At 61.9% G+C, this 24,702-nt stretch carries 24 protein-coding genes; 12 read left to right on the top strand and 12 right to left on the bottom strand.

What is annotated here, in order from left to right; translation table 11 throughout:
• The 4 genes from uvrC to E2583_RS06960 form a co-directional block, all read right to left on the bottom strand.
• Positions 1-1,786, bottom strand: a 1,786-nt coding sequence (gene uvrC / locus E2583_RS06975; protein WP_291594333.1) for an excinuclease ABC subunit UvrC, incomplete at its 3' end; no start/stop codon positions are given.
• Between the two features lie 206 nt (positions 1,787-1,992).
• A complete protein-coding gene (locus tag E2583_RS06970; protein ID WP_291594331.1) occupies positions 1,993-2,979 on the bottom strand; it encodes a tripartite tricarboxylate transporter substrate binding protein in 987 nt (328 codons plus the stop codon).
• Between the two features lie 79 nt (positions 2,980-3,058).
• On the bottom strand, positions 3,059-4,051 hold the full coding sequence (locus tag E2583_RS06965) for a hydroxymethylglutaryl-CoA lyase (RefSeq protein WP_291594330.1): 993 nt from the start codon (positions 4,049-4,051) through the stop codon (positions 3,059-3,061).
• Entirely contained in the window at positions 4,048-5,280 is a 1,233-nt protein-coding gene (locus E2583_RS06960; RefSeq protein WP_291594328.1) for a CoA transferase, read from the bottom strand. Before E2583_RS06960 ends, E2583_RS06965 begins: the two co-directional genes overlap by 4 nt.
• A 164-nt stretch (positions 5,281-5,444) precedes the next feature.
• On the opposite strand from E2583_RS06960, the gene E2583_RS06955 reads away from it, so the two are divergent.
• The 6 genes from E2583_RS06955 to E2583_RS06930 all read left to right on the top strand — a co-directional run bounded on the left by E2583_RS06955 (position 5,445) and on the right by E2583_RS06930 (position 10,886).
• Positions 5,445-6,359, top strand: coding sequence for a LysR family transcriptional regulator (locus E2583_RS06955; RefSeq protein ID WP_291594326.1), 915 nt, complete (start codon positions 5,445-5,447; stop codon positions 6,357-6,359).
• 4 nt (positions 6,360-6,363) lie between these two features.
• Complete coding sequence (gene earP / locus E2583_RS06950; RefSeq protein WP_291594324.1) at positions 6,364-7,485, top strand: elongation factor P maturation arginine rhamnosyltransferase EarP; 1,122 nt, start codon at positions 6,364-6,366, stop codon at positions 7,483-7,485.
• 194 nt (positions 7,486-7,679) lie between these two features.
• On the top strand, positions 7,680-8,234 hold the full coding sequence (gene efp / locus E2583_RS06945) for an elongation factor P (protein WP_003056627.1): 555 nt from the start codon (positions 7,680-7,682) through the stop codon (positions 8,232-8,234).
• Between the two features lie 171 nt (positions 8,235-8,405).
• The gene (gene aat / locus E2583_RS06940) at positions 8,406-9,155 is read left to right on the top strand and encodes a leucyl/phenylalanyl-tRNA--protein transferase (protein WP_291594320.1); all 750 of its coding nucleotides are present in this window, start codon (positions 8,406-8,408) and stop codon (positions 9,153-9,155) included.
• A gap of 28 nt (positions 9,156-9,183) precedes the next feature.
• Complete coding sequence (locus E2583_RS06935) at positions 9,184-9,954, top strand: arginyltransferase (protein ID WP_291594318.1); 771 nt, start codon at positions 9,184-9,186, stop codon at positions 9,952-9,954.
• Between the two features lie 98 nt (positions 9,955-10,052).
• Complete coding sequence (locus E2583_RS06930) at positions 10,053-10,886, top strand: IclR family transcriptional regulator (protein WP_291594316.1); 834 nt, start codon at positions 10,053-10,055, stop codon at positions 10,884-10,886.
• A gap of 137 nt (positions 10,887-11,023) precedes the next feature.
• On the opposite strand, the gene pbpG is transcribed toward E2583_RS06930, so the two are convergent.
• The 7 genes from pbpG to E2583_RS06895 form a co-directional block, all read right to left on the bottom strand.
• Positions 11,024-12,223, bottom strand: coding sequence for a D-alanyl-D-alanine endopeptidase (gene pbpG / locus E2583_RS06925; protein ID WP_291594314.1), 1,200 nt, complete (start codon positions 12,221-12,223; stop codon positions 11,024-11,026).
• A gap of 112 nt (positions 12,224-12,335) precedes the next feature.
• Positions 12,336-13,874, bottom strand: a complete 1,539-nt coding sequence (locus E2583_RS06920) for a 2-isopropylmalate synthase (RefSeq protein WP_291594311.1) — start codon at positions 13,872-13,874, stop codon at positions 12,336-12,338.
• A gap of 103 nt (positions 13,875-13,977) precedes the next feature.
• A complete protein-coding gene (gene leuA, locus E2583_RS06915) occupies positions 13,978-15,651 on the bottom strand; it encodes a 2-isopropylmalate synthase (protein WP_291594309.1) in 1,674 nt (557 codons plus the stop codon).
• Positions 15,652-15,882: 231 nt separating this feature from the next.
• Positions 15,883-16,752 carry a CDP-diacylglycerol--serine O-phosphatidyltransferase gene (pssA, locus tag E2583_RS06910; protein ID WP_291594308.1) on the bottom strand — a complete coding sequence of 290 codons (870 nt, stop codon included), beginning with the start codon at positions 16,750-16,752 and terminating at the stop codon, positions 15,883-15,885.
• A gap of 196 nt (positions 16,753-16,948) precedes the next feature.
• Positions 16,949-17,965 carry a ketol-acid reductoisomerase gene (gene ilvC, locus E2583_RS06905; protein ID WP_291594307.1) on the bottom strand — a complete coding sequence of 339 codons (1,017 nt, stop codon included), beginning with the start codon at positions 17,963-17,965 and terminating at the stop codon, positions 16,949-16,951.
• A gap of 72 nt (positions 17,966-18,037) precedes the next feature.
• On the bottom strand, positions 18,038-18,529 hold the full coding sequence (ilvN, locus tag E2583_RS06900) for an acetolactate synthase small subunit (protein WP_003056638.1): 492 nt from the start codon (positions 18,527-18,529) through the stop codon (positions 18,038-18,040).
• 158 nt (positions 18,530-18,687) lie between these two features.
• Entirely contained in the window at positions 18,688-20,475 is a 1,788-nt protein-coding gene (locus E2583_RS06895) for an acetolactate synthase 3 catalytic subunit (RefSeq protein ID WP_291594305.1), read from the bottom strand.
• Between the two features lie 264 nt (positions 20,476-20,739).
• Here E2583_RS06895 and E2583_RS06890 point away from each other — a divergent pair, with 264 nt between their 5' ends.
• From E2583_RS06890 to E2583_RS06865, 6 genes are read left to right on the top strand one after another with little or no spacing between them, the layout of a single operon-like run.
• On the top strand, positions 20,740-21,309 hold the full coding sequence (locus E2583_RS06890; RefSeq protein WP_291594303.1) for an RNA polymerase sigma factor: 570 nt from the start codon (positions 20,740-20,742) through the stop codon (positions 21,307-21,309).
• Positions 21,306-21,761 (top strand): DUF3619 family protein, encoded by a 456-nt coding sequence (locus E2583_RS06885; protein ID WP_291594302.1) that lies wholly within the window; start codon positions 21,306-21,308, stop codon positions 21,759-21,761. The genes E2583_RS06890 and E2583_RS06885 overlap by 4 nt, the downstream gene beginning before the upstream one ends.
• A 21-nt stretch (positions 21,762-21,782) precedes the next feature.
• Positions 21,783-22,598: a DUF3106 domain-containing protein gene (locus tag E2583_RS06880; protein WP_291594300.1), complete on the top strand. Its 816-nt coding sequence runs from the start codon at positions 21,783-21,785 to the stop codon at positions 22,596-22,598.
• Between the two features lie 59 nt (positions 22,599-22,657).
• The gene (locus E2583_RS06875; RefSeq protein ID WP_291594298.1) at positions 22,658-23,206 is read left to right on the top strand and encodes an RDD family protein; all 549 of its coding nucleotides are present in this window, start codon (positions 22,658-22,660) and stop codon (positions 23,204-23,206) included.
• 12 nt (positions 23,207-23,218) lie between these two features.
• Positions 23,219-23,617 (top strand): diacylglycerol kinase, encoded by a 399-nt coding sequence (locus E2583_RS06870; protein ID WP_291594296.1) that lies wholly within the window; start codon positions 23,219-23,221, stop codon positions 23,615-23,617.
• The gene (locus E2583_RS06865; RefSeq protein ID WP_291594294.1) at positions 23,614-24,207 is read left to right on the top strand and encodes a TIGR00730 family Rossman fold protein; all 594 of its coding nucleotides are present in this window, start codon (positions 23,614-23,616) and stop codon (positions 24,205-24,207) included. Before E2583_RS06870 ends, E2583_RS06865 begins: the two co-directional genes overlap by 4 nt.
• Positions 24,208-24,340: 133 nt before the next feature.
• Here the strand turns inward: E2583_RS06865 and E2583_RS06860 are convergent, their stop codons facing one another.
• On the bottom strand, positions 24,341-24,679 hold the full coding sequence (locus E2583_RS06860; RefSeq protein ID WP_003056652.1) for a P-II family nitrogen regulator: 339 nt from the start codon (positions 24,677-24,679) through the stop codon (positions 24,341-24,343).
• Positions 24,680-24,702: the final 23 nt, after the last annotated feature.

Here is a 24,702-nt window from a genome sequence, read left to right as displayed (position 1 = left end):
TGCCCGTGCGCACCTTGGCGCGGGCCGCGCGCATGCCGGTGATGGCGAAGCGGTGCGCCTCGTCGCGGATCTGCGCCACCAGCATCAGGGCCGCCGAGTCATGGCCCAGATAGACCTTGTCGCGCCCGTCGGCAAACACCAGCTCCTCCAGGCCGACCTTGCGGCCCTCGCCTTTTTCCACGCCCACGATGCGCGACAGATCGAGACCCAGCTCCGTGAAGACCTCGCGCGCCATGCTGACCTGGCCCTTGCCGCCGTCGACCAGCACCAGATCAGGCAGACGCGGCTGCTTGCCCGTCAGCTCGGCGCCGCCCGCCTCGCGCTGCGCCTCGGCCACGGGCTTGTAGCGGCGCGTGAGCACCTGGCGCATGGCCGCATAGTCGTCGCCGCCGGTGATGCCTTCGATGTTGAAGCGGCGGTAGTCGCTGCTCTGCATCTTGTGGTGATGGAATACCACGCAGGAGGCCTTGGTGCTTTCGCCGCTGGTGTGCGAAATATCGAAGCATTCGATGGTCAGCTCGTCGAGATTTTCGATCGGCAGATCCAGTGCCTCGGCCAGCGCGCGCGTGCGCGCCTGTTGCGAGCCCTCTTCGGCCAGCAGGCGGGCCAGCTGGATGTCGGCATTTTTCTGCGCCATCTCCAGCCAGATGCGGCGCTGCTCGCGCGGCTGCTGGACCACGGTGATGCGCACGCCGGTCTGCTCGGTCAGCAGCTCCACCAGTCGCTTCTCCACGGGATGGCTGACGATGAGCGTGGGCGGTACGGCCACGCCGACGTAGTGCTGGGCGATAAAGGCCTCCAGCACCAGCTCTTCCACGGGCCGCGCCCCGGCTGCGGCATCCACCTCTTCCTCGCTGGAGTAGACCGATGCGGCATCGCCCAGATTCGCCGGGAAGTAAGGCCTGTCGCCCAGATGGCGGCCGCCGCGCACCATGGCCAGGTTGACGCAGGCGCGGCCACCCTGCACGCGCACGGCCAGGATGTCCACGTCCTTGTCGTCGGTGGTTTCGATCGCCTGCTGGTGCAGCACGCGCGACAGCGCCGTGAGCTGGTTGCGCACCTCGGCCGCCTGCTCGAACTCCAGCTTGTCGGAGTGCGCCATCATGCGCGCTTCGAGCTGCTGCAGCAGCTCGCTGGTTTCGCCGCGCAGCATGGCTTCGGCATTGCGCACATCCAGCGCATAGGCCTCGGGCGATATCAGATCCACGCAGGGGCCGGTGCAGCGCTTGATCTGATAGAGCAGACAGGGGCGGCTGCGGTTGGCAAACACCGTGTCTTCACAGGTGCGCAGCCTAAAGACTTTCTGCAGCAGCTGAATGCTTTCCTTGACCGCCCAGGCACTGGGATAGGGGCCGAAGTAGCGGTGCTTCTTGTCCACGGCACCACGGTAGTAGGCGATGCGCGGGAACTCCTGAAACGCAGGTTCGCCCTCCTTGCCGTCACGATGCGCCACACCGGTGATCTTGAGATAGGGATAGCTCTTGTCGTCCCTGAACAGGATGTTGTACTTGGGATACAGCGTCTTGATGAGGTTGTTTTCCAGCAGCAGCGCCTCGGCCTCGGAGCGCACCACCGTAGTCTCCAGCCGCACGATCTTGCTGACCATATGGCCTATGCGCGTGCCGCCATGCTCCTTCTGGAAATAGCTGGAAACGCGGCGCTTGAGGTTGATGGCCTTGCCCACGTAGAGCAGGACACCGGCAGCATCGAAATAGCGATAGACGCCTGGCAATGGCGGCAGCGCGGCCACCTGGGCCAGCAGTTCGGCGGAATGCGTGGAAGACATGGGCGCTATTGTCTGCGCATGTGGACGAATCCGGCAGCAAGCGACTCAAACGACCGGGCAGCGTTCTGCATATCAACAAAAGGAGCTGCTAGCGCTTGATGAGATTGAATTTCAGATACTTTTTAATCTGAGATCCTTATCAGTCAATCGATAGCAGCTCCTTTTTCAGATCCAAGGGATTCGGGGCAATCCCTGCGCCTTGCAGCTTACTCGGCTTCGATTTTGGACGACTTCACCACCTGCGCCCAGTTGCCGTATTCGGTCTTGACCATGGCCGCCAGTTGCTGCGGGTTCATATAGTCTGCCGTGGCGCCCTGCTCTTCGGCCTTTTTCCGGAAGGCGGGGTCCTCCACCACCTTCTTGATATCGGCAGCCAGCTTGTCGATCACGGGCTGTGGCGTGGCCTTGGGCGCAAACACGGCAAACCAGGAGGTGGCGTTCACGCCCGGGTAGCCGGCTTCCGCCGTTGTGGGCACATTGGGCAGGCTGGGCAGGCGCTGCTTGCCCGTCACGGCCAGCACGCGCAGCTTGCCGCTTTGCACATGGGGCATGAAGGGAGGCGCGGTGCCGAAGGTCAGGTCCACCTGACCGCCCAGCAGGTCCTGCAGCGCCGGGCCCGTGCCCTTGTAGGGCACATGCACCATCTTCACGCCGGCCTGCTGCTCCAGCATGGCGCCCGTCACATGCTGCAGCGAGCCGTTGCCGGATGAGGCGTAGTTGAGCTTGCCGGGGTTGGCCTTGGTGTAGCTCACCAGCTCGGCCAGCGTCTTCACCGGCAGCTCGGAGCGCACCACGATGATCTGCGGAGCCGACAGCACATTGGCCACGGGGGCAAAGTCGCCTTGCTCCCAGCTTCTGGCCTTGGTCAGGTGCGGGGAGATGACGTGGTAGCCCGAGTACTGCATCAGCAGCGTATAGCCGTCTGCATCCGCACGCTTGACCAGATTGGCGGCAATGGCGCCGTTGCCGCCGCCCTTGTTGTCCACCACCACGGATTGCCCGATCACGGGCGCCAGCGCCTGTGCGGCCATCCGGCCGGCCAGATCGGTGGTGCCGCCTGCGGCAGCGGGCACGATCATCAGCACGGTTTTGCTGGGATAGCTGCCCTGGGCCATGGCCGGGGCGCTGACCAGACCGGCGGCGGCAGTTGCCGCCGCCAGCACGACATAAAGGCGTTGACGTTGAACAGTCATGTTTGTCTCCTTGTTGGAATGTTGAAGCGCACCAGCTCCTTCCCCCGAAGGAGCCGATGCAGCGGGGGCGAAAACCGTCTCAGGCTCTGGCCTGGGCGCGTTCCTTGATCTCGGCAAAATCCGCTGGCGGCTGGTGCAGGTCCCAGCGCGCACCGGCCTTGACGATCTGGCTGGGCGTCTCGTGGCCGATCAGCGCCGGCAGGCTGCGGGCAGCCGCCACAATGCGGGCCAGGTCTGTGCCTGTGTCATAGCCCATGAGTTGCAGCGCATGCACGATCTCTTCGGTGCAGGCATTGCCCGAGGCGCCCGGCGCATAGGGACAGCCGCCCAGGCCGCCAATCGAGGCATCGAAGCGATCCGCCCCCGCAGCTATGGAGGCCAGCACATTGGCCAGCGCCATGCCGCGCGTGTTGTGGAAATGCAGGGTCAGGCCCAGCTGCGGCCAGCGCGCCTTGAAGGCCAGGACCATGGAATGCACCTGACTGGGATAGGCCATGCCCGTGGTGTCGCACAGCGTGATGCCCTGCACGCCCAGGTCGGCAAAGCGCTGCACCCAGGCCAGCACTTCGGCCTCGGCCACATCGCCCTCCATGGGGCAGCCAAAGCAGCAGGAAAGCGACACGTTGACGGGCGTTGCCGCCTGCTGCGCCGTGGCGATCACCTGCCTGAGTGACTCGAAGGACTGGCTGCGCTGCATGCGCAGATTGCAGAGGTTATGCGTCTCGCTGACCGACATCACCAGATTGAGCTCGTCGGTCCGTGCATCGATCGCACGCTCCGCGCCGCGCACATTGGGCACCAGCGCCGTGTAGACCGTGCCCGGCCGGCGCGCGATCTCGCGCATCACGACCTCGCCGTCACGCAGGGCCGGGATGGCCTTGGGCGAGACAAAGGCCGTGACTTCGATCTTGGACAGGCCCGCCTCGGACAGCGCATTGACCAGCGCGATCTTGTCCTCGGTGGGCACAAAGGCCTGCTCCATCTGCAGACCGTCGCGCGTGCCGACTTCGTTCATATGGATGCGGCGACCCGCACCGGTCCACACCTTCGCATTCAGGTCGGCGGCCATCATTGGACAATCCCCTTGGCGCGCAACTGCGCGATCTGCTCGGCGCTCAGGCCGATCTCGGCCAGCACGGCATCGGTGTCGTCGCCCACATGGGGGGCGCTGCTGCGCACCGTGCCCGGCGTCAGCGAGAGCTTGGGCACCACGCCGGGCACCTGAAGCTCGAAACCATCGCGCGTGCGCTGCGTCAGAATCATCTCCCGCGCCCGGTAATGCGGATCTTCGGCAATATCCCTGGCCGTGTAGACCTTGCCGGCCGGCACGCGTGCCGCACCCAGCTCGTCCATCACCGTCTGCACGCTGCGCGCCTGAGTCCAGGCAGCAATCGCAGCATCGATCTCGGCCACGCGCTGCACGCGGCCCGCGTTGTCGGCCAGATCGGGCGCATCGGCCAGATCCTGGCGACCGATGGCCGTCATGAGTCGCTTGAAGATGGAATCGCCATTGCCCGCCACCAGCACCCAGCCATCCTGGCAAGGGTAGGCATTCGAGGGCGCAATACCCGGCAGCGCGCTGCCGGCGGCCTCGCGCACGGCACCAAAGGCGCTGTATTCGGGGATCAGGCTCTCCATGATGTTGAACACGGCCTCATGCAGCGCCACGTCGATGACCTGCCCGGGCCCGCCGTTAGCCTTGCGGTGGTACAGAGCCATCATCACGCCGATCACGCCGTGCAGGGCCGCCAGCGTATCGCCGATCGACACGCCCACTCGCACCGGCACCCGGCCCGGCTCGGCGGTCAGATGCCGCAGCCCGCCCATGGCTTCGCCGATCACGCCAAAGCCCGGCAGATCGCGATAGGGGCCGGTCTGGCCATATCCCGAGATACGCAGAATCACCAGGCCGGGGTTGATGGCATGCAGCTCCTCGGGCGACATGCCCCAGCCTTCCAGCGTGCCGGGACGAAAATTCTCGACCAGCACATCGGCTTCTGCAATCAGCTTGCGCGCGACCTCCTGCGCCTCCTTCTGGCGCAGATCGAGAGCGACCGAGCGCTTGTTGCGCGACTGCACCTGCCACCAGACGGAGGTGCCTTCCTTGATCAGGCGCCAGTTGCGCAGCGGATCGCCGGCACCGGGGGCCTCGATCTTGATGACATCGGCACCAAACTCGCCCAGGGTCTTGCCACAGAAGGGACCGGCAATCAGCTGGCCCATTTCCACCACTTTCACCCCGTCCAGCGCGCGCGGCGTGGCAGTCTGCGTTGCGGGGTCTTGGATCTTCATCGTCGTCATCCGTTTGTCTCTTGATGGCTGTCTTGCTGTGCCGCTTTGCGTTGACCAATACCCGGCAAGGCGGCTTTTCATTCATCTTGCCCTTGAAGAGCCTTCCTGCAAAACGCTGAAATGCGAAGCTGCCATCGCATTTGGGCATGGCCAGGCGGGATAATGCCGTCCTCATGAAACTGGACCCGATCACCCTGCGCCTGTTTGTGGCCGTAATGGAAGAAAACGCCATTGCGCGTGCAGCGGCGCGCGAGCACATCGCCCCTTCGGCCGCCAGCCGCCGCCTGGCCGAACTGGAGGATCAGCTGCAGCTCGAGCTGTTCACACGCAGCAACCGGGGCAGCCAGCCGACAGCCGCCGCTTATGCACTGCTGAACATGGCGCGCGGCGTGCTCAACGAGCTGGACGGCATCGCCACGCAGATGAAGGATTACGCCCAAGGGGGCGAACAGGGATTGCGCGGTCATGTGCGGGTGATGGCCAATATTTCCAGCATCACCCAGTTTCTGCCCGCCCAGCTGCAGAGCTTTCTGAGCCGGCACCCGCTGGTGGACGTGCGGCTGCAGGAGCGCGTGAGCACCGATATCGCACGCGCCGTGGCCGACAACGAGGCCGACATCGGCTTGCTCAACCAGGGCAGCTACGGCAGCAAGATCAGCCTGCGCCCCTATCGCCGGGACCGCCTGGCCGTGGTCATGCCCCGATCCCATCCGCTGGCCGGCGAGCACCGACTGCGTCTGGAACAGGTCATCGCGCATGATCTGATCGGCATGCATGCCGACAGCGCGCTCAACCATCTGATCACCCGCTCTGCCGCCGACCAGGGGCTGCAGCCTCGCCTGCGCATGAAGGTGACCGGCTATGACGCCCTGTGCCTGATGGTGGCCGCCGGACTGGGCGTGGGCATTCTTCCCGAGGGCAGCGCCCACATCTACATGGGCGCCCTGCCCCTGCGCTGCATCCGCCTGGACGAAGTCTGGGCCGAGCGCCAGCTCATGCTCTGCATACGCTCCCAGGACGCACTCTCGCCCGTCGCGCAATTGCTGGTCGAGCACCTGTGCCAGAGCGCCTCAACCGATAAAGACTGAACCCATGCCCGATTTATCACCCATGCCTTTGCCCGCCCCCGGGGCGCCCCATCCATCGCTGTGCTGGGACATCTTTTGCCAGGTGATCGACAACTTCGGCGACGTGGGCGTGTGCTGGCGCACAGCCGCAGAGCTGGCCGCCCGCGGCCAGCAGGTACGTTTGTGGATGGACGATGCCAGCGCCCTGCAATGGATGGCCCCCCGACCCTGGTCGCCTGGCCTGAGCGTGCATGCCTGGCCGATGCAGCCGGAGTCTGTTCCGGCATCGATCGGCGATGTGGTCATCGAGGCCTTCGGCTGCGAGATTCCTGAGACATTCGTGAGCGCCATTGCCGACAAGGCCTCGAAGAGCAAGCCCCCGGTCTGGATCAATCTCGAATATCTCTCGGCCGAAGACTATGTGGAGCGCTGCCATCGCCTGCCCTCACGCATCATGAGCGGCCCCGCCTCGGGGCTGACACGCTGGTTCTTCTACCCCGGCTTTACGTCGGCCACCGGCTCGCTGGTACGCGAGCAGAACCTGGCTCAGCGCCAGCAGGCCTTCATGGCCCAACGCGACTCGTGGCGCCGCGCAGAAGGCATTCAGCCTGGCGAATGTGCCGTCTCGCTGTTTTGCTACGAGCCCGCCGCTCTGCCCCAGTTGCTCGCCCAGCTCTCGGACAAGCAGGCGCTCAACGCCAGGCTGCTGGTCACCCCCGGGCGCGCCACGGCAGCCGTGCAGGCGCTGCCCCAAGCGCAGCAGATGCAGCCGGTCTATCTGCATGCCCGCCCTCAGGCCCGGTTCGACGAAATGCTCTGGGGCTGCGACCTGAATCTGGTGCGCGGCGAGGATTCCCTGGTGCGCGCTCTCTGGGCGGGCCAGCCCATGGTCTGGCAGATCTACCCCCAGCATGACAACGCCCATCACGACAAGCTGAATGCCTTTCTCGACTGGCTCCAGGCCCCGGACAGCCTCAGGCACTTTCACCACGCCTGGAATGGCATGACCGCACCGCAAACATTGCCTTTGCTCACACGCGAAATGCTTGATGAATGGGCCCGCTGTATCAGGGCTGGGCGAGCCAGATTGATGGAACAAACCGAGCTGATTGCGCAGCTTCAAGCTTTTGTCGCCGAAAAAAGCTAAAATCCACGTTTTGCCTCTCTGAGGGCAGTCGCAGCCGGTATGCCGAGCGATCTTGCTTTCGGGGTCGCGCCCCGCCGCGGTACATGCGGCAGGCCCCGCCGCCGCACCTTTGATGCGTTGCTTTCTCCAGCGACCATTGCGAACAGCTTGCCTGCCGTGTAGAGCGGCTCCAACCTTTCAAACGCAAGCAAGCCATGAAAATCGCTCAAGAAATCCGCGCAGGCAATGTGATCATGTTCGGCAAGGACCCCATGATCGTTCTGAAGACCGAATACGCTCGTGGCGGCCGTGGCGCTGCTACCGTGCGCATGAAGCTCAAGAGCCTGATCGGCAACTTCGGCACGGAAAACGTGTTCAAGGCCGACGACAAGATCGACAACGTGATCCTGGACAAGAAGGATTGCACCTACTCCTACTTCGCCGACCCCATGTACGTGTGGATGGACGAAGAGTTCAACCAGTACGAAGTCGAAGCCGAAAACATGGCTGACGCACTGAACTACCTGGAAGACGGCATGACTGCAGAAGTGGTGTTCTATGACGGCAAGGCCATCTCCGTCGAACTGCCCACCACCATCGTGCGCGAAATCACCTGGACCGAGCCCGCCGTCAAGGGCGACACCTCCGGCAAGGTTCTGAAGCCCGCCAAGATCGCTACCGGTTTCGAAGTGGCCGTGCCCCTGTTCGTGTCCCAGGAAGACAAGATCGAAATCGACACCCGCACCGGCGAATACCGCAAGCGCGTGTAAGGCGGCGGCAGCTGCCGCAGCTGCTCCCCGGAAAAAAGGCTTCCCTGTGGAAGCCTTTTTTCATTTCCGCTGCCGACAGCGGGATTACGCCAGCACCGACCTTGTGCCGCGACATGCAAAACCGCTTCAGTCTGTGCAAGACTTGGGGCAGTCCATCCATTTCCACTGCCAATGACGCACTCCCTGCCCTGGCTGCAGCCCGAACAAGAATTCCCCCCCATTGATCAGACCTGGGGAGAGCAGGACCCCATCCCCGGGCTGCTGGCCGCCGGCAGCAGGCTGGATGCCGACCGCCTGCGCACCGCCTACGGCCGGGGCATTTTCCCCTGGTTCAGCGAGGGCCAGCCCGTGCTCTGGTGGTCGCCCAATCCGCGCATGGTGCTGCACCCCGAGGAATTCCGCCTGCACCGCAGCCTGCGCAAGAGACTGCAGAAGTTTCGCGACGACCCACGCTGCGAAATCCGCGTGGACAGCGCTTTTGCCACGGTGATGCAGCATTGCGCGCAGACTCCGCGCGACGGCCAGAGCGGCACCTGGATCGTGCAAAGCATCGTCGATGCCTATACCGAGTTGCATCGACAGGGCGCTGCACACAGCGTGGAAACCTGGATCGATGACCAGCTGGTCGGTGGCCTCTACTGCGTGGCGCTGGGCCGGGCCGTGTTTGGCGAATCCATGTTCGCTCTGCAGACCGATGCCTCCAAGATTGCGCTGTCGGCGCTGGTCGCTCTTTGCAGGGCGCATCAGGTGCCGCAGATCGACTGCCAGCAGGCCACGGCGCACCTTTCCTTCATGGGGGCACGCGAAATCACCAGGGCGCAATTTGCCAGCACCGTTCACGCCCAGTCTCAGCTGCCCGATATGCAGTGGCTATTCCGGCCCATATACTGGGAACAGTTGCTGAGCCATACTGAGGCTTGACGCACCGCATCTGCAGCCGAGTCCGATCATGACGCATCCGAACGACCTCCCGCTACATGCCCTGCAGTTCTACGCCACGGCGGCCTACCCCTGCAGCTATCTGCCGGGCAGGCTGGCGCGTTCCCAGGTTGCCACACCCAGCCACCTGATCCAGAACACTACCTATTCGGAACTGGTCACGCTGGGCTTCAGGCGCAGCGGCATGTTCACCTATCGCCCCTATTGCGACGGCTGCCAGGCCTGCGTTCCGCTGCGAATTCTTGTGCAGGAATTCCATCCGAGCCGCAGCCAGCGGCGCGCCGCCAAGCAGCACGGGCAGCTCGTGGCCTCCATCCAGCGCCTGCACTATTCCGACGAGCACTACCAGCTCTACCTTCGCTACCAGCAGCATCGCCATAGCGGCGGCGGCATGGACAACGACAGCGTCGACCAGTACACACAGTTTCTGCTGCAAAGCAGGGTCAACTCCCGACTGGTGGAGTTTCGCGAGCCCAGCGCAGACGGACAGCCCGGCACACTCAAGATGCTCTCCATTCTGGATGTGCTCGAAGACGGGCTCTCGGCCGTCTATACCTTCTACGCCCCGGAAGATCAGGCCAGCTACGGCACCTTCAATGTGCTGTGGCAGATCCAGCAGGCCAAGGCCATGAATCTGCCTTATGTCTATCTGGGCTACTGGATCTCCGAAAGCCAGAAGATGCGCTACAAGGCCAGCTTTTTGCCGCATGAGATCCGCCAGGGCGAGCTATGGCAGCGCATAGACAGGCAAAGCATTGTGCGCTCGCAAATTGAAGAGTGATGCTGCCAAAAGCAGCACATGGATATATGAGCGGATGAGATGGTTGCGCGCCCGCAGCACCGCTAGAATGCCCTCATCCCGCAAAGTATCTCCAACGCATGAAAAAAGACGACCTCTCGGCCTCCGCAAAGCCCAGCGTCCAGGTTCTGGAACGCATGTTCACGTTGATCGACGTGCTGGCATCGCGTGAGGAAGCGGTTTCTTTGAAGGAGATCAGCGAGCGCACAGGCCTGCATCCATCGACCACGCATCGCATCCTCAATGACCTCGCCCTGGGCCGATTTGTGGATCGCCCCGAATCAGGCAGCTACCGCCTGGGCATGCGATTTCTGGAGTTGGGCAATCTGGTCAAGGCACGTCTGAACGTGCGCGAAGTGGCGCTGACCCCCATGCGTCAGCTCTACAAGCAGATTCAGCAGCCCATCAGCCTGTCCGTGCGTCAGGGCGACGAGATTGTGTATGTCGAACGCGCCTACAGCGAGCGCTCCGGCATGCAGGTGGTGCGCGCCATCGGCGGCCATGCCCCTCTGCACCTGACTTCCAACGGCAAGCTGTTTCTGGCCGCCGATGATTCCCAGCAGGTGCGCGCCTACGCCACACGCACCGGCCTTCCGGGCAAGACCCACTTCAGCATCACCCAGCTGGGCGACCTGGAACACGAGCTGGCCAAAGTGCGCCAGTACGGCATTGCACGCGACAACGAAGAGCTGGAGCTGGGCGTGCGTTGCATGGCAGCCGGAATCTACGACGACCAGAGCAAACTGATTGCCGGCCTGTCCATATCGGCGCCTGCGGACCGGCTCGACGAGAGCTGGGCTCCCAGGCTGCAGGCCACGGTGCAGGAAATTTCCGCAGCTCTGGGCTTCAGCGGCACACGCCCGGCACCGGCTCAAGCCGCTCCCAGCCCGTACAGCCGCAGCCAGCACGGCTGAGCCTTGCCCGCTCCGATTGCGGGAGCAGATTGCACTGCCGGCAAAAGACCCGGAAGCCCTCCGCTTTGCCATCGACCCAACAAAAAGCGCTGCCGAGGCAGCGCTTTTTGACGATGACGCACAGGGCTTGCTCCCACCTACCCCCTGATTCGGCTTGCAACCGTGTTGCTGGCCGTGGGCCCCTTGCTTTCCATCCAGTGACGCACACGCTCTGCATCTGCCAGGCGGCTGAACTTGCCTGCCGAGTCCAGGAACACCATGATCAGCTTGCGCCCGGCCACATGGGCCTGCATCACAAGGCAGCGACCTGCCTCCGAAATGTAGCCCGTCTTCTGCAGACCGATGTCCCAGTTGTCGCTCTTGACCAGACGGTTGGTGTTGTTGAACTGCAGCGTGCGGCGACCGACGGCCACTTCATACCCGGGCGATGTGGAGTACTCGCGCATTAGCGGGTCGGCATGAGCCACCGCCACCAGACGCGCCAGATCGCGGGCACTGGACTGGTTGCTGCTGGACAGGCCCGTGGGCTCCACATAGCGCGTGTCCTTCATGCCCAGTTGCTGCGCCTTGGAATTCATCAGCTGCACAAACTGCGCCAGACCGCCGGGATAGGTACGACCCAGGGCATGGGCTGCACGGTTCTCACTGGACATCAGCGCCAGATGCATCATCTCGGCCCGCGTCAAGGTGGTACCGACACGCAGGCGCGAGCTGCTGTGCTTCTCGGTATCCACATCGTCCTGCGTGATGGTGATCATCTCGTCCATGGGCAGACGGGCCTGGGAGATCAGCAGACCGGTCATGAGCTTGGTCAGCGAAGCAATCGGCAGCACCGCCTGATCATTCTTGCTCAGCAGCACTTCATGCGTGTCCTGATCGATCACATAAGCCACGCTGCTTTGCAGGTCCAGAGGGTCCGAGACAGAATGGAGACCCGCCATCTGCCCGTAGGACAGCCGCGCTGGCTCGGCTGCCGCGACAGCGGTTGCGGCCGCAGCCGCTGCGCCAGCCCTGGCCAGACGCTTCTTGCCGCCGGTCTTCTCTTCTCTTTCGGCCTTGGCCGCCAGAACCGTCTTGCCGCCCTTCCTGGCTGCCAGCTTGGTGTCTGCCTTTTCCGGCTTGCCTTTGGCGACCTTTGCGCCTTTGGGCTGCACTGCAGCATGCCCCTTGCCAGCAGGTTCCTTGGCAGCCTTCTTCGTCGCAGCCGCCACGGGCTTTTTGGCATCTTTTTTGGGCGTCGCCGCATGCGCTGCCGGGGCAGCCAGAGCGCAGCTCAACAGAGCCAAAGACACCACCTGAGTGAGTTTTGCAAGGCGAAATGGACGCAGCAGCTGCATGCGATACTCCAGACAACAAGGTGTAAGGATTTAATTCAATCAAAAAAGTTGTGCCGTGACAAGCACTTGCACAACCTTCTCGATAATCTGAGTGAAATTATAAATCCAGCAGTCAACCTTGTGCTGCAACAACTTCCTGATTGCTATGCAATTTGTTCAAAGCGCTCAGATAGGCCTTGGCCGATGCGACCACAATATCGGGGTCAGCACCCACTCCGTTGACGACCCGGCCACTGCGTTGCAGGCGTACCGTCACCTCGCCCTGACTCTCGGTCGAGCCGCTGATGGCATTGACGGAATACAGCACCATCTCGGCACCGCTCTTGACCTCGGACTCGATGGCCTTGAACGAGGCATCGACCGGGCCATTGCCTTCGGAGCTTGCCTTGATTTCGCGGCCTCCATTGCTGAAGACCACGCTCGCATGTGGGCGCTCACCCGTCTCACTCTGCTGCGCCAGTGAAATGAACTGGAACTGATGGCCCTGATGCTCCGCGCCTTCGGTATTCACCAGTGCCAGAATGTCCTCGTCAAAGATCTCGCTCTTGCGGTCCGCGAGCTCCTTGAAACGCGTGAAGGCCTGATTGATGGCCGCTTCGCTGTCCAGCTCCACGCCCAGCTCCTGCAGGCGCTGCTTGAAGGCATTGCGACCACTGAGCTTGCCGAGAACGATCTTGTTGGCGGCCCAGCCCACATCTTCGGCACGCATGATTTCGTAGGTGTCGCGGGCCTTGAGCACGCCATCCTGATGAATGCCGGAAGCATGGGCGAAGGCATTGGCTCCCACCACCGCCTTGTTGGGCTGAACCACGAAGCCCGTGGTCTGGCTGACCAGGCGACTGGCGGCCACGATGTGCTGGGTGTCGATATTCACCTCCAGCCCGAAGTAGTCCTTGCGCGTCTTGATGGCCATGACCACCTCTTCAAGTGAGCAGTTACCTGCGCGCTCACCCAGACCGTTGATGGTGCACTCGATCTGCCGTGCGCCGCCGATCTTCACGCCCGCCAGCGAATTGGCAACCGCCATGCCCAGGTCGTTGTGGCAGTGCACGGACCAGACGGCCTTGTCGCTGTTGGGCACGCGCTCGCGCAAGTTGCGGATGAATTCGCCATAGAGTTCCGGAATCGCATAGCCCACGGTGTCGGGCACATTGATGGTGGTTGCGCCTTCCTTGATGACTGCCTCGATCACACGCGCCAGAAAATCGGGTTCGCTGCGGTAGCCGTCCTCCGCGCTGAACTCGATGTCTTCGATGAGATTGCGCCCGAAGCGCACCGCCTGCCTGGCCTGCTCCAGCACCTGCTCGGGTGTCATGCGCAGCTTTTTCTCCATGTGCAGCGGACTGGTGGCGATGAAGGTGTGGATACGACCCCGGTTGGCCCCCTTCAACGACTCGGCCGCACGCGCGATGTCGCGGTCGTTGGCGCGGGAGAGCGAGCAGACCGTGGAGTCCTTGATGGCACGTGCAATGGTCTGGATGGACTCAAAGTCCCCATTGGATGCAGCAGCAAACCCGGCCTCGATCACATCGACCTTCAGACGCTCCAGCTGCCGGGCAATGCGCAGCTTTTCGTCGCGTGTCATGGAAGCGCCGGGCGATTGCTCGCCGTCACGCAAGGTGGTGTCGAAAATAATGAGCTGATCGGACATGGTGGGGACTCTCTATGTGATGGCGCCGGTAGACGCCTGTTTTGACTGGAGGATTGCCGACAAAAAAGCCGGTGCGCTTTTGGCGACACCGGCTTTGAACCTTTTAAGCTGCTACCGCCTCTTCAACGACAGCGGTAACGCGCTGCACCCCCGAGATGATGGCGCGCAACGAGGCCGAGACGATATTGGCATCCACCCCTACGCCGTAGCAGACCTGGGCATCGTCCACGCGCAGTTCCACATAGGCAATCGCCTTGGCATTCGCACCTTCGCCAATCGCATGCTCGGCATAGTTGAGCACACGCACATTGCGACCGAGTTCAGCCGACAGCGCCTGCACGAAGGCATCAATGGGGCCCGTACCTTCGCCTTCCAAAAAAACCTTCTCGCCAGCGATTTCGATCTCGGACGTCATGTGGACCACACCATTGGCCTCGCTCAGTCGGTACTGCGGTGCCTTGACGGTATGGACGCCATATTCGCGCTGGAACAGATCCCACAGATCCGCCGCCGACAATTCCTTGCCGCTGGCATCCATCTCGCGCTGCACGACCTGGCTGAACTCGATCTGCAGGCGTCGGGGCAGCTGCAGTCCGTATTCGCTCTCGAGCAGATAGGCAATGCCGCCCTTGCCCGACTGGCTGTTCACGCGGATCACTGCCTCATAGCTGCGTCCCAGGTCCTTGGGATCGATGGGCAGATAAGGCATATCCCAGATATCGCCTTCCTTGTGGGCGGCGAAAGCCTTCTTGATGGCGTCCTGGTGGGAGCCGGAGAAGGAGGTGTAGACCAGGTCACCCACGTAAGGATGACGAGGATGCACGGGCAACTGGTTGCAATGCTCAACCGTTGCACGGATACCGTCGATGTCGGAAAAGTCCAGGCCGGGGTTCACGCCCTGGATATACATATTGAGCGCCACGTTCACAATGTCGAGATTGCCGGTGCGCTCGCCATTGCCGAACAGACAGCCTTCCAGGCGATCCGCACCGGCCATCAGGGACAGCTCGGCAGCCGCCGTGCCCGTGCCGCGGTCGTTATGCGGATGGACCGAGATCACCACGCTGTCCCGGCGCTTGATGTTGCGATGCGTCCACTCCACCATGTCGGCAAAGATATTGGGCGTGGAATGCTCCACGGTGGTGGGCAGATTGATGATGCACTTGTTCTCGGGCGTGGGTTGCCAGACATCGGTGACCGCGTCGATCACGCGCTTGGAGAACTCCAGTTCGGTGTCCGAATACATTTCGGGGGAATACTGGAAGGTCCACTGGGTCTGGGGGTGCTGGGCTGCGATGTCCTTGAACATCTGGGCATTCGTGGTGGCCAGCTCCACGATCTCGTCTTCACTCATGTTCAGCACCACACGGCGCATCACGGGAGCCGTGGCGTTGTAGAGGTGGACAATCGCACGGGGCACACCTTGCAGCGCCTCGAAAGTACGGCGAATCAGGTGTTCACGCGCCTGGGTCAGCACCTGTACGGTCACGTCATCGGGAATGCGGTTTTCCTCGATGAGCTTGCGCATGAAATCGAACTCGACCTGAGAAGCCGAGGGAAAGCCCACTTCGATTTCCTTGAAGCCGATCTTCACCAGTTGTTCGAACATGCGTACCTTGCGCTCGATGTCCATGGGCTCGATCAGGGCCTGGTTGCCGTCACGCAGATCCACGCTGCACCAGACCGGAGGCTTGGTGATGACCGCGTCGGGCCAGGTGCGATCGGTCAGACGCACGGGAGGGAAAGCGCGGTATTTGGTGGAAGGGTCTTGCAACATGGTGAGTCTCTTTAGTCGAAATTAGAGGAAATTGAACCCCGCTCCAGCGACGCCCAAAAGCAAAAACGGCCCGTCGCTGATGCTACGGGCCGCCAAGTAGGGTGTGTTTGTACGCGCGCGCTACTTTCTCTGCCCGTTGGACATTAGTAGTAGAGCTAGCGACAGGTTTTGCATGCGGCTCACTTTAACACAAGAAAAGTTGACAGGGCCAGGATTTTTTGGAGAAGCACTTCAATCGTCGTGCAGCCCGCGCTCGTCGGGCTCATCCTTGGAAGTCGCAACGATGCTCACCTGCTCGCCCTTGGCACGACGCCAGGCGTAGATCACATAACCGGAGATCGAGTAGCCGACAAACACCAGGAACAGCATGGTTGCAGGCTCGATGCTGACCACGGCCATCAGCAGCGCCACCACCACCAGCGAGACAAACGGCATGCTCTTGGCACCGCCGATGTCCTTGAAGCTGTAGTAGGGAATATTGGTGACCATGGTCAGACCCGCGAACAGCGTGATGGCGAACATGATCCAGGACAGATCGGCCCTGTCCGTGGGATAGCCGCCAAACCAGGAAATCACATCCCCGAAGATAGGCACATCACGATGGGACACCATCAGCGCGCTGGTCAGCCAGATAAAGCCCGCCACCAGGGCCGCAGCCGCTGGCGAGGGCATGCCCTGGAAATAGCGCTTGTCCACCACGGCCGTATTCACGTTGAAGCGTGCCAGGCGCAACGCCGCGCAGGCACAGTACACAAAGGCGGCGATCCAGCCCCAGCGCCCCAGGGGACGCAGGGCCCACTCGTAAGCAATCAGCGCCGGTGCGGCACCAAAAGACACCATATCGGACAGCGAATCCATCTGCTCGCCAAACGCACTTTGCGTGTGCGTCATGCGCGCCACGCGGCCATCCAGACTGTCGAGCACCATGGCGCAGAAGACGCCCACGGCCGCCAGCTCGAACTTGTTGTTCATGGCCATGACGATGGCGTAGAAACCGCCAAACAGCGCTGCCAGGGTAAAAAGGTTGGGCAGCACATAAATGCCCTTGCGCGGCTTGCGCGGCATTCCACTCAGATCGGCAGATTCATTGCTGTTTTGCATCAAACAGACCTCCAGTGCTTGCATGTCTATGCATGCAGCTATTAAAACAATAGTATTTCGAGCACGGTCCTCATGACCATGTTCCTGCTACCAGTGTACCCGCCACACAGATCGCATCCGCAATGAAAAAGGCCACCCGAAGGCGGCCTCTTGCCCAAGCGCAGTCATCCGGCTTGCGCCGAATGAAGTGCCTGGATCAGTTGCGGGTCTGGTCGACCAGCTTGTTCTTGGAGATCCAGGGCATCATGGAGCGCAGTTGGCCGCCCACCTGCTCGATGGCGTGCTCGGCATTCTGGCGACGACGGGCAGTCATCGAAGGATAGTTCAGACGGCCTTCGCTGATGAACATCTTGGCGTATTCACCGCTCTGGATGCGCTTCAGGGCATTGCGCATGGCCTTGCGGGATTCTTCGTTGATGACTTCGGGGCCGGTCACGTACTCGCCATACTCCGCGTTGTTGGAGATGGAGTAGTTCATGTTGGCGATGCCGCCTTCATACATCAGGTCAACGATCAGCTTGAGCTCGTGCAGGCACTCGAAGTAAGCCATTTCGGGAGCGTAGCCCGCTTCGGTCAGAGTCTCGAAGCCCATCTTCACCAGTTCCACGGCACCGCCACACAGCACGGCCTGCTCGCCGAACAGATCGGTCTCGGTTTCTTCCTTGAAGTTGGTTTCGATGATTCCACCCTTGCCGCCGCCGTTGGCGGAAGCATAGGACAGGGCCACGTCACGGGCCTTGCCGGACTTGTCCTGGTAGATGGCGATCAGGGAAGGCACGCCGCCGCCCTTCAGGTATTCGGAGCGCACGGTGTGGCCGGGGCCCTTGGGGGCGACCATGATCACGTCCAGATCGGCGCGGGGCACGACCTGGTTGTAGTGCACGTTGAAGCCGTGGGCGAAAGCCAGGGTTGCGCCGGACTTGATGTTGGGCTCGACGTTGTTCTTGTACACCTCGGGGATGTTCTCGTCGGGCAGCAGGATCATGACCACGTCGGCAGCCTTGACCGCGTCGTTGACTTCCATCACGGTCAGACCGGCCTTGCCGACCTTGTCCCAGGAAGAGCCGCCCTTGCGCAGACCGACCACAACCTTCACGCCGCTGTCGTTCAGGTTTTGAGCATGTGCGTGGCCTTGGCTGCCGTAGCCGATGATGGCAACAGTCTTGCCCTTGATCAGGCTCAGGTCACAGTCCTTGTCGTAGAAAACTTTCATGATGGCTCCAGGTCTCTTATCTTGAGGGGGTTGAAAAGGTTTGTTCAGATTCAAAAGTGGTGCAAACAGCCATTAGACACGCAGAATGCGTTCGCCACGGCCAATACCCGAGGCGCCCGTGCGAACGGTCTCAAGGATGGCAGTGCGATCAATGGCTTGCAGGAAGGCGTCGTTCTTGGACTGGTCGCCGGTCAGCTCCACGGTGTAGCTCTTTTCGGTCACGTCGATGATGCGGCCGCGGAAGATGTCCGCCATGCGCTTCATTTCCTCGCGCTCCTTGCCCACGGCACGCACCTTGACCATCATCAGCTCGCGCTCGGTGTAAGCACCTTCGGTCAGGTCCACCACTTTAACCACTTCAATCAGTCGGTTCAGGTGCTTTGTGATTTGCTCGATCACATCGTCCGAACCTGTGGTGAGGATGGTCATGCGCGACAGCGAGGGATCCTCGGTTGGCGCGACAGTCAGGGATTCAATGTTGTAGCCACGGGCAGAAAACAGACCCACGACGCGCGACAGTGCTCCAGGCTCGTTCTCGAGCAGCACGGCAATAATGTGTTTCATTGGGAGATTCCTCTTTTCGCCGCCCTCCCCTGACACCGGTAAGTGCCAGGCTCGGCGGACAATAGATTCGTCAAAAAATGCTATTTAAAATATAGCTACTTGCGCTTGACATGTAAGTGCTTTGAGCCGATTTCACTAGAAAACCGGCGTTCTACGCATCACAGGTCGTCAGCGCCCAGCAGCATTTCCGTGATGCCACGGCCGGCCTGCACCATGGGGAACACGTTCTCGGTCGGATCGGTGCGGAAGTCCAGGAAGACGGTCTTGCTTTCCTCGCGCACGATACGGCGCGCTTCGCGCAGCGCAGCCTCGACATCGGCAGGCTTTTCGATCAGCAGGCCGCGGTGGCCGAAGGCCTCGGCCAGCTTCACGAAGTCGGGCAGCGAATCCATATAGCTGCTTGAGTAGCGACCCGAGTATTCAATTTCCTGCCACTGACGCACCATGCCCAGGAAGCGGTTGTTCAGCGCGCAGATCACCACCGGGGTGTTGTACTGCCTGCAGGTGGCCAGCTCCTGGATGTTCATCTGGATCGAGCCTTCGCCCGTGATGCAGAAGACTTCGGAGTCGGGCTTGGCCAGCTTGATGCCCATGGCGTAGGGCAGGCCCACACCCATGGTGCCCAGACCACCGGAGTTGATCCAGCGACGGGGTTCGTCAAAGCGGTAGTACTGCGCCGCCCACATCTGGTGCTGCCCCACATCGGAGGTGATGTAGGCATCCGCATCCTTGGTCATGTTCCACAGCGTGTCGACCACGTACTGGGGCTTGATGACTTCGGTATTGGACTTGTCATAGCTCAGGCAGTCACGGCTGCGCCAGCCCTCGATGGTGGTCCACCATTGAGCCACAGCCGCCTCGTCAGGGCGCTGGGCCGACTCCCGCAGCATGGCGATCAGCTCGTTCAGCACGTCCTTGACATCGCCCACGATGGGTACGTCCACCTTCACGCGCTTGGAAATGGAGGAGGGATCGATGTCGATATGGATGATCTTGCGCTCCACCGACATGAAATGCTTGGGATTGCCGATCACGCGGTCGTCGAAGCGAGCACCCACGGCCAGCAGCACGTCGCAGTTCTGCATGGCATTGTTGGCTTCGATGGTGCCGTGCATGCCCAGCATGCCCAGGAACTTCTTGTCGCTGGCAGGATAGGCGCCCAGGCCCATCAGCGTATTCGTGACCGGGTAGCCCAGCATGTCCACCAGCTGACGCAGCTCGTTGCAGGCGTTGCCCAGGAGCACGCCACCGCCCGTGTAGATATAGGGACGCTTGGCCGTCAGCAGCAGCTGCAAAGCCTTGCGAATCTGGCCCGCATGCCCCTTTTTGACGGGGTTGTACGAGCGCATTTCCACCTTTTCGGGATAGCCCGTGTACAGCGCCTTCTTGAAGGACACGTCCTTGGGGATATCCACCACCACAGGGCCGGGACGACCGGTGCGGGCGATGTGGAAAGCCTTTTTCATGGTCTCGGCCAGCTCGCGCACATCCTTGACCAGGAAGTTGTGCTTGACGATGGGACGCGTGATGCCCACGGTGTCGCACTCCTGGAATGCATCGGTGCCGATGTAATTGGTCGATGTCTGACCCGCAATCACCACCATGGGGATGGAGTCGGTGTAGGCAGTGGCAATGCCCGTCACCGCATTGGTCAGGCCGGGGCCGGATGTCACCAGCGCCACGCCCACCTCGCCGGTGGCACGCGCAAAACCGTCGGCAGCGTGCACGGCCGCCTGTTCGTGGCGCACCAGAACGTGCTGGATGCTGTCTTGCTTGTAGAGCGCGTCGTAAATATAGAGAACGGCCCCGCCAGGATAACCCCACAGGTGCTTGACACCTTCGGCCTGAAGCGACTTGATGAGGATTTCGGAGCCCATCAGTTCCTGGGCGCCCTTGGGGGACGATGCGGCGGCTGCAGAGGCCAGCTCGGCTTTGGAGATTTCCATGATCAACCTTTGTGAATTTCTCTAACGAAAAACCTTCGGTGCCCTTAGCCTGAAGCCCTTGTGAGGCCGGTTTAGGACTTAAGACCACATGCCATGGACGTTTGTGTGTACGCCGGACCGTGATCCGTTTGCTTCTTTAAGTTGAAGATCATTATCGCACTGCAACAAGACCTTCAATTGCAGTACACAAAAAAACATCATCGAATGCGATAATCTGCGGCTTTCATCACCAACCGACTCCCGCTTTTCCAGGGTTATTCTCTCTTGGCCACAGAACAAGAACTGTCTGCATTCCTCAAAGACGTTGAAAAGCGCGCCTTCAAACGCAGCGTTTTCCACGTCCGTGACGAGGAGGCCGCCCTGGATATCGTGCAGGACAGCATGCTCAAGCTGGCCCAGCACTATGGGGACAAGCCCGCCAACGAGCTGCCCATGCTGTTCCAGCGCATCCTGTCGAACAGCACGCTGGACTGGTTTCGCCGCCAGAAGACCCAGAAAGCCGTCTTCACGCACTTCAGCGACCTGGAGTCCTCCGTGGACGCGGACAGCGATTTCGACTGGCTGGAAACCTATGCCACCCACAGCGATGAAGCCGCCTCCGGCAACGCCGAGAGCCTGACCGAGCGCAAGCAGACCTTGCAAAGCATAGAAATAGAGATACAGGAGCTGCCGGCGCGTCAACGCGAGGCCTTTCTCATGCGTTACTGGGAAGAGATGGATGTCGCGGAGACCGCAGCTGCCATGGGTTGCTCAGAAGGCAGCGTCAAAACCCATTGCTTCCGAGCCATCCAAACATTGAGCAAGGCACTCAAGGCCAAAGGAATCGAGTTATGAAATCCGTGCCCACCCTCCGGCAAGAACAGGCCGTCGACCGAATCGCCCGTCAAATCACTGCCCGACTGAGTGAGGGAGAAGCCCTGCTCCCTTATGAAGTCACCGAACGACTGCGGGCCTCCCGCGAGCAGGCGGTGTCCATACGCCGCCGCGAAGTGTCCGTGCTGCACGCCCAGACCAGTGCCTCTGCATCGGCCCAGGGCAGCACCCTTACACTGGGCAGCCCCGACGAGGGCAATGGCTGGTGGCGCACCCTGGTCTCGGCCATTCCGGTCTTTGCACTCATTGCGGGCCTGGTGATCTACAACTCCGACACCGAACAAAGTATGCTCAGCGAAGTCGCCGAGGTCGATACCGCCTTGCTGACCGACGATCTGCCCCCTGCCGCCTACGCTGACCCTGGCTTCATCCAGTACCTCAAGACCTCGGCAGCCACCCCATCAGAACACTAAACAGCCTGCCGCCCTGCATTGATGCCCACTGAGAAGCGCTCCCTCCTGAAACCCGACAACACCGCCGCCGTCATGGCGGCGCTGTTGTTGGTGACCTTGGGCTGGACGGGGTGGAATGTCGTACAGCAAGTCAGACTGGCCCCCAGCTCCGTCCCCCCGGCCACAGTCGCAACCTCCCGGTCCATGCACGCGGATCCCTCGACGCGCCAGAGAGCCTCAGCCCAGGCTTCGGGTCCCCGCTGGGGCGAGCTCAGCAACCACCAGCGCGAAGTTCTGCAGCCGCTCGAGGAGCGCTGGGCGATGATAGGCTCGGTGCAGAAGCGCCGCTGGATTGCCCTGGCGGATGGTTTTGACAAACTGAGCGAGCGCGAGCAACAAAAGCTCCATGACCGCATGGAAGACTGGTCCGGCCTGAGTGCCGCCCAGCGCAACCAGGCCCGCCTGAACTTCGCCATCACCAACCGGCTCGCGACAGACAAGCAGGCCCAATGGGAGGCCTACCAGGCCTTGAGCGATGAGGAAAAGCGCTTGCTGGCAGCCCGCGCAACGCCCAAGGTGGTGACCGCCGCCCCCGCCATCAAGCCCGTACCCACGAAGAAGCTCGCCCGCATTCCTGCTGCCACGGCCTCTCCGAATACGGTGCCCAATCTGCCCAAGATTCCTCCCGCGACCATTCACCACCCACCGCCCCCCGTGCCTTCCACGCCGGCCATGGTGGAGACTCACCCCGTCCGCACTCCGTCGGTAATTGTCGAGACCGCGCCCGTGGACATTCCACGGGCCACCCCCATCACCCTGCCGCCGCTGGATGTCCCAGCTCAAGACGCGCACCCATGACAGGGTCGCAGCAGCAGACCGAGAGCCAAGCCCGCTGACCTGAGCCCTACAATGTCCGCATGCAGCAAGACACCCCGATCCGCGAAGGCAGTGCAGCACCCTCATCGACTCCTGATTTCATAGCCCCAAGCCTGCGTCGCCGCATGGCTTGCTGGCTTTATGAAGGCATGCTTTTGTTTGGCGTGGTGTTCATCGCCGGCTATTTGTTCGGCACACTGTCGCAGACGCGCAACGCCCTCGACAATCGCCATCTGCTGCAGGCCTTCATGCTGGTGGTGCTGGGAATTTACTTTGTCTGGTTCTGGAGCAAGGGGCAGACGCTGGCCATGAAGACCTGGCATATCCGCGTGGTCGACAGCCAGGGCCGCCCCTTGACGCAGACCCGCGCCCTGCTGCGCTACGCGACCAGCTGGATGTGGTGGCTGCCACCGCTGGCCCTGCTCTACCCGTTGGGCCTGCCGCCGCTGGAGGTGCTGGTACTGCTCATGGGCTGGATACTGATCTGGGCGCTGCTGAGCCGCTTTCACCCGCGAAAGCAGTTCTGGCACGACGCCTGGGCTGGCACCCAGCTGGTACACCAGCCCCCCGCACCCAAACGCATCCGCTGACCTGACTTCTCCATGAGCAACTCATCCCCCGACCCTGTCAACCCGCAAAAGAGCCGCACCGGGCTGTCCCGTGTGCTGCATGCCGGCGGCTATTCTCTGGCCGGCCTCAAGGCCGGCTGGCATGAAAAAGCCTTTCAGCAAGAAGCCGTCTGCGCATTTGTCATGATCCCGCTGGCGTTCTGGCTGGGCCGGAGCTGGGAACAGACAGCACTGCTGGCCGGCAGCGTCATCCTGGTTCTCATTGTGGAACTGCTCAATACCGGCATAGAAGCAGCCATCGACCGTATCAGCCCTGAATGGCATGCGCTGTCCAAGAAAGCCAAGGACATGGGCAGCGCCGCGGTATTTCTGGCCCTGTGCCTGTGCGGCGCCGTGTGGGCTGCTGCTCTCTACCACCGTTTCATCGTATGACTCAACCCGCTTTTTCCATTTGCGTGTACTGCGGCTCACGCCCCGGAACCAACCCTCAATTCACCGAAGTCGCCAAGGCCGTGGGCCAGTGGATAGGCTCGCGCGGCGGCCAGCTGGTCTATGGCGGCGGGCGCAGCGGCCTGATGGGTGTCGTGGCCGAGGCCACGCGCGAAGCCGGCGGCCGTGTCGTCGGCATCATCCCCCAGGCACTGGTCGACAAGGAACTGGCCAACCAGGCCTGCGACGAACTGCACATCGTCAAGAACATGCACGAACGCAAGGCCATGATGGCCGAGCGCAGCGACGCCTTCGTGGCCTTGCCCGGCGGCATCGGCACGTTTGAAGAGCTGTTCGAAGTCTGGACCTGGCGCCAGCTGGGCTACCACGACAAGCCTGTCGGCATCCTCAACGTGGATGGCTATTACGACGCCATGCTGCAGTTTCTTCAGTCGTGTGTGGGCAACGGCTTCATGGGCGAGTGGCAGATGGGCCTGGTCGAGAGCAGCAGCGACACCTCTTCCCTGCTGCAAAATCTCGTCCAGAATGCCGGCAGCCAGCTGGATACGCCGCCTCTGCGGTCGGTGATCTGAGCCCTGAAAAACACTTCAGTGGGCCATCTGCCGACCTGCCGGCCGTACGCACACGCGGCTCCTTTCCATCAAAAAGCCAGACTCGAGGTCTGGCTTTTTGACTGGGCGCATGCCCGGCGCGCGGCATGCCCGCTCAGACCGCGGTATCGTCCAGCTCGCCCGTTCGGATGCGCACCACCCGCTCCACGGGAGTGATGAAGATCTTGCCATCGCCAATCTTGCCGGTGCGCGCGACATTGACGACAGCGTCCACGCAGCGGTCTACGTCCTCGTCACGCACCACCACTTCGATCTTCACCTTGGGCAGGAAATCGACCACGTACTCTGCGCCACGGTAGAGCTCGGTATGGCCTTTCTGGCGGCCAAAGCCCTTGACTTCGGTCACGGTCAAACCGTTCACCCCACACTCGGCCAGGGCCTCGCGCACCTCCTCGAGCTTGAAGGGCTTGATGACGGCGGTAATCATTTTCATGGGGCTAGTTCCTCAATGGATTG

The sequence above is a fragment of the Comamonas sp. genome, assembly GCF_009360615.1.
Taxonomy (GTDB): Bacteria; Pseudomonadota; Gammaproteobacteria; order Burkholderiales; family Burkholderiaceae_C; genus Comamonas.
Note: the sequence above shows the minus strand (reverse complement) of the source record. Positions and strands in the feature narration are given on the sequence as shown.

Coding starts and splice junctions, on each gene's coding strand:
- E2583_RS06970 (WP_291594331.1), bottom strand. CDS start 2,979: ATGACTGTTCAACGTCAACGCCTTTATGTCGTGCTGGCGGCGGCAACT.
- E2583_RS06965 (WP_291594330.1), bottom strand. CDS start 4,051: ATGATGGCCGCCGACCTGAATGCGAAGGTGTGGACCGGTGCGGGTCGC.
- E2583_RS06960 (WP_291594328.1), bottom strand. CDS start 5,280: ATGACGACGATGAAGATCCAAGACCCCGCAACGCAGACTGCCACGCCG.
- E2583_RS06955 (WP_291594326.1), top strand. CDS start 5,445: ATGAAACTGGACCCGATCACCCTGCGCCTGTTTGTGGCCGTAATGGAA.
- earP (WP_291594324.1), top strand. CDS start 6,364: ATGCCCGATTTATCACCCATGCCTTTGCCCGCCCCCGGGGCGCCCCAT.
- efp (WP_003056627.1), top strand. CDS start 7,680: ATGAAAATCGCTCAAGAAATCCGCGCAGGCAATGTGATCATGTTCGGC.
- aat (WP_291594320.1), top strand. CDS start 8,406: ATGACGCACTCCCTGCCCTGGCTGCAGCCCGAACAAGAATTCCCCCCC.
- E2583_RS06935 (WP_291594318.1), top strand. CDS start 9,184: ATGACGCATCCGAACGACCTCCCGCTACATGCCCTGCAGTTCTACGCC.
- E2583_RS06930 (WP_291594316.1), top strand. CDS start 10,053: ATGAAAAAAGACGACCTCTCGGCCTCCGCAAAGCCCAGCGTCCAGGTT.
- pbpG (WP_291594314.1), bottom strand. CDS start 12,223: ATGCAGCTGCTGCGTCCATTTCGCCTTGCAAAACTCACTCAGGTGGTG.
- E2583_RS06920 (WP_291594311.1), bottom strand. CDS start 13,874: ATGTCCGATCAGCTCATTATTTTCGACACCACCTTGCGTGACGGCGAG.
- leuA (WP_291594309.1), bottom strand. CDS start 15,651: ATGTTGCAAGACCCTTCCACCAAATACCGCGCTTTCCCTCCCGTGCGT.
- pssA (WP_291594308.1), bottom strand. CDS start 16,752: ATGCAAAACAGCAATGAATCTGCCGATCTGAGTGGAATGCCGCGCAAG.
- ilvC (WP_291594307.1), bottom strand. CDS start 17,965: ATGAAAGTTTTCTACGACAAGGACTGTGACCTGAGCCTGATCAAGGGC.
- ilvN (WP_003056638.1), bottom strand. CDS start 18,529: ATGAAACACATTATTGCCGTGCTGCTCGAGAACGAGCCTGGAGCACTG.
- E2583_RS06895 (WP_291594305.1), bottom strand. CDS start 20,475: ATGGAAATCTCCAAAGCCGAGCTGGCCTCTGCAGCCGCCGCATCGTCC.
- E2583_RS06885 (WP_291594302.1), top strand. CDS start 21,306: ATGAAATCCGTGCCCACCCTCCGGCAAGAACAGGCCGTCGACCGAATC.
- E2583_RS06880 (WP_291594300.1), top strand. CDS start 21,783: ATGCCCACTGAGAAGCGCTCCCTCCTGAAACCCGACAACACCGCCGCC.
- E2583_RS06875 (WP_291594298.1), top strand. CDS start 22,658: ATGCAGCAAGACACCCCGATCCGCGAAGGCAGTGCAGCACCCTCATCG.
- E2583_RS06870 (WP_291594296.1), top strand. CDS start 23,219: ATGAGCAACTCATCCCCCGACCCTGTCAACCCGCAAAAGAGCCGCACC.
- E2583_RS06865 (WP_291594294.1), top strand. CDS start 23,614: ATGACTCAACCCGCTTTTTCCATTTGCGTGTACTGCGGCTCACGCCCC.
- E2583_RS06860 (WP_003056652.1), bottom strand. CDS start 24,679: ATGAAAATGATTACCGCCGTCATCAAGCCCTTCAAGCTCGAGGAGGTG.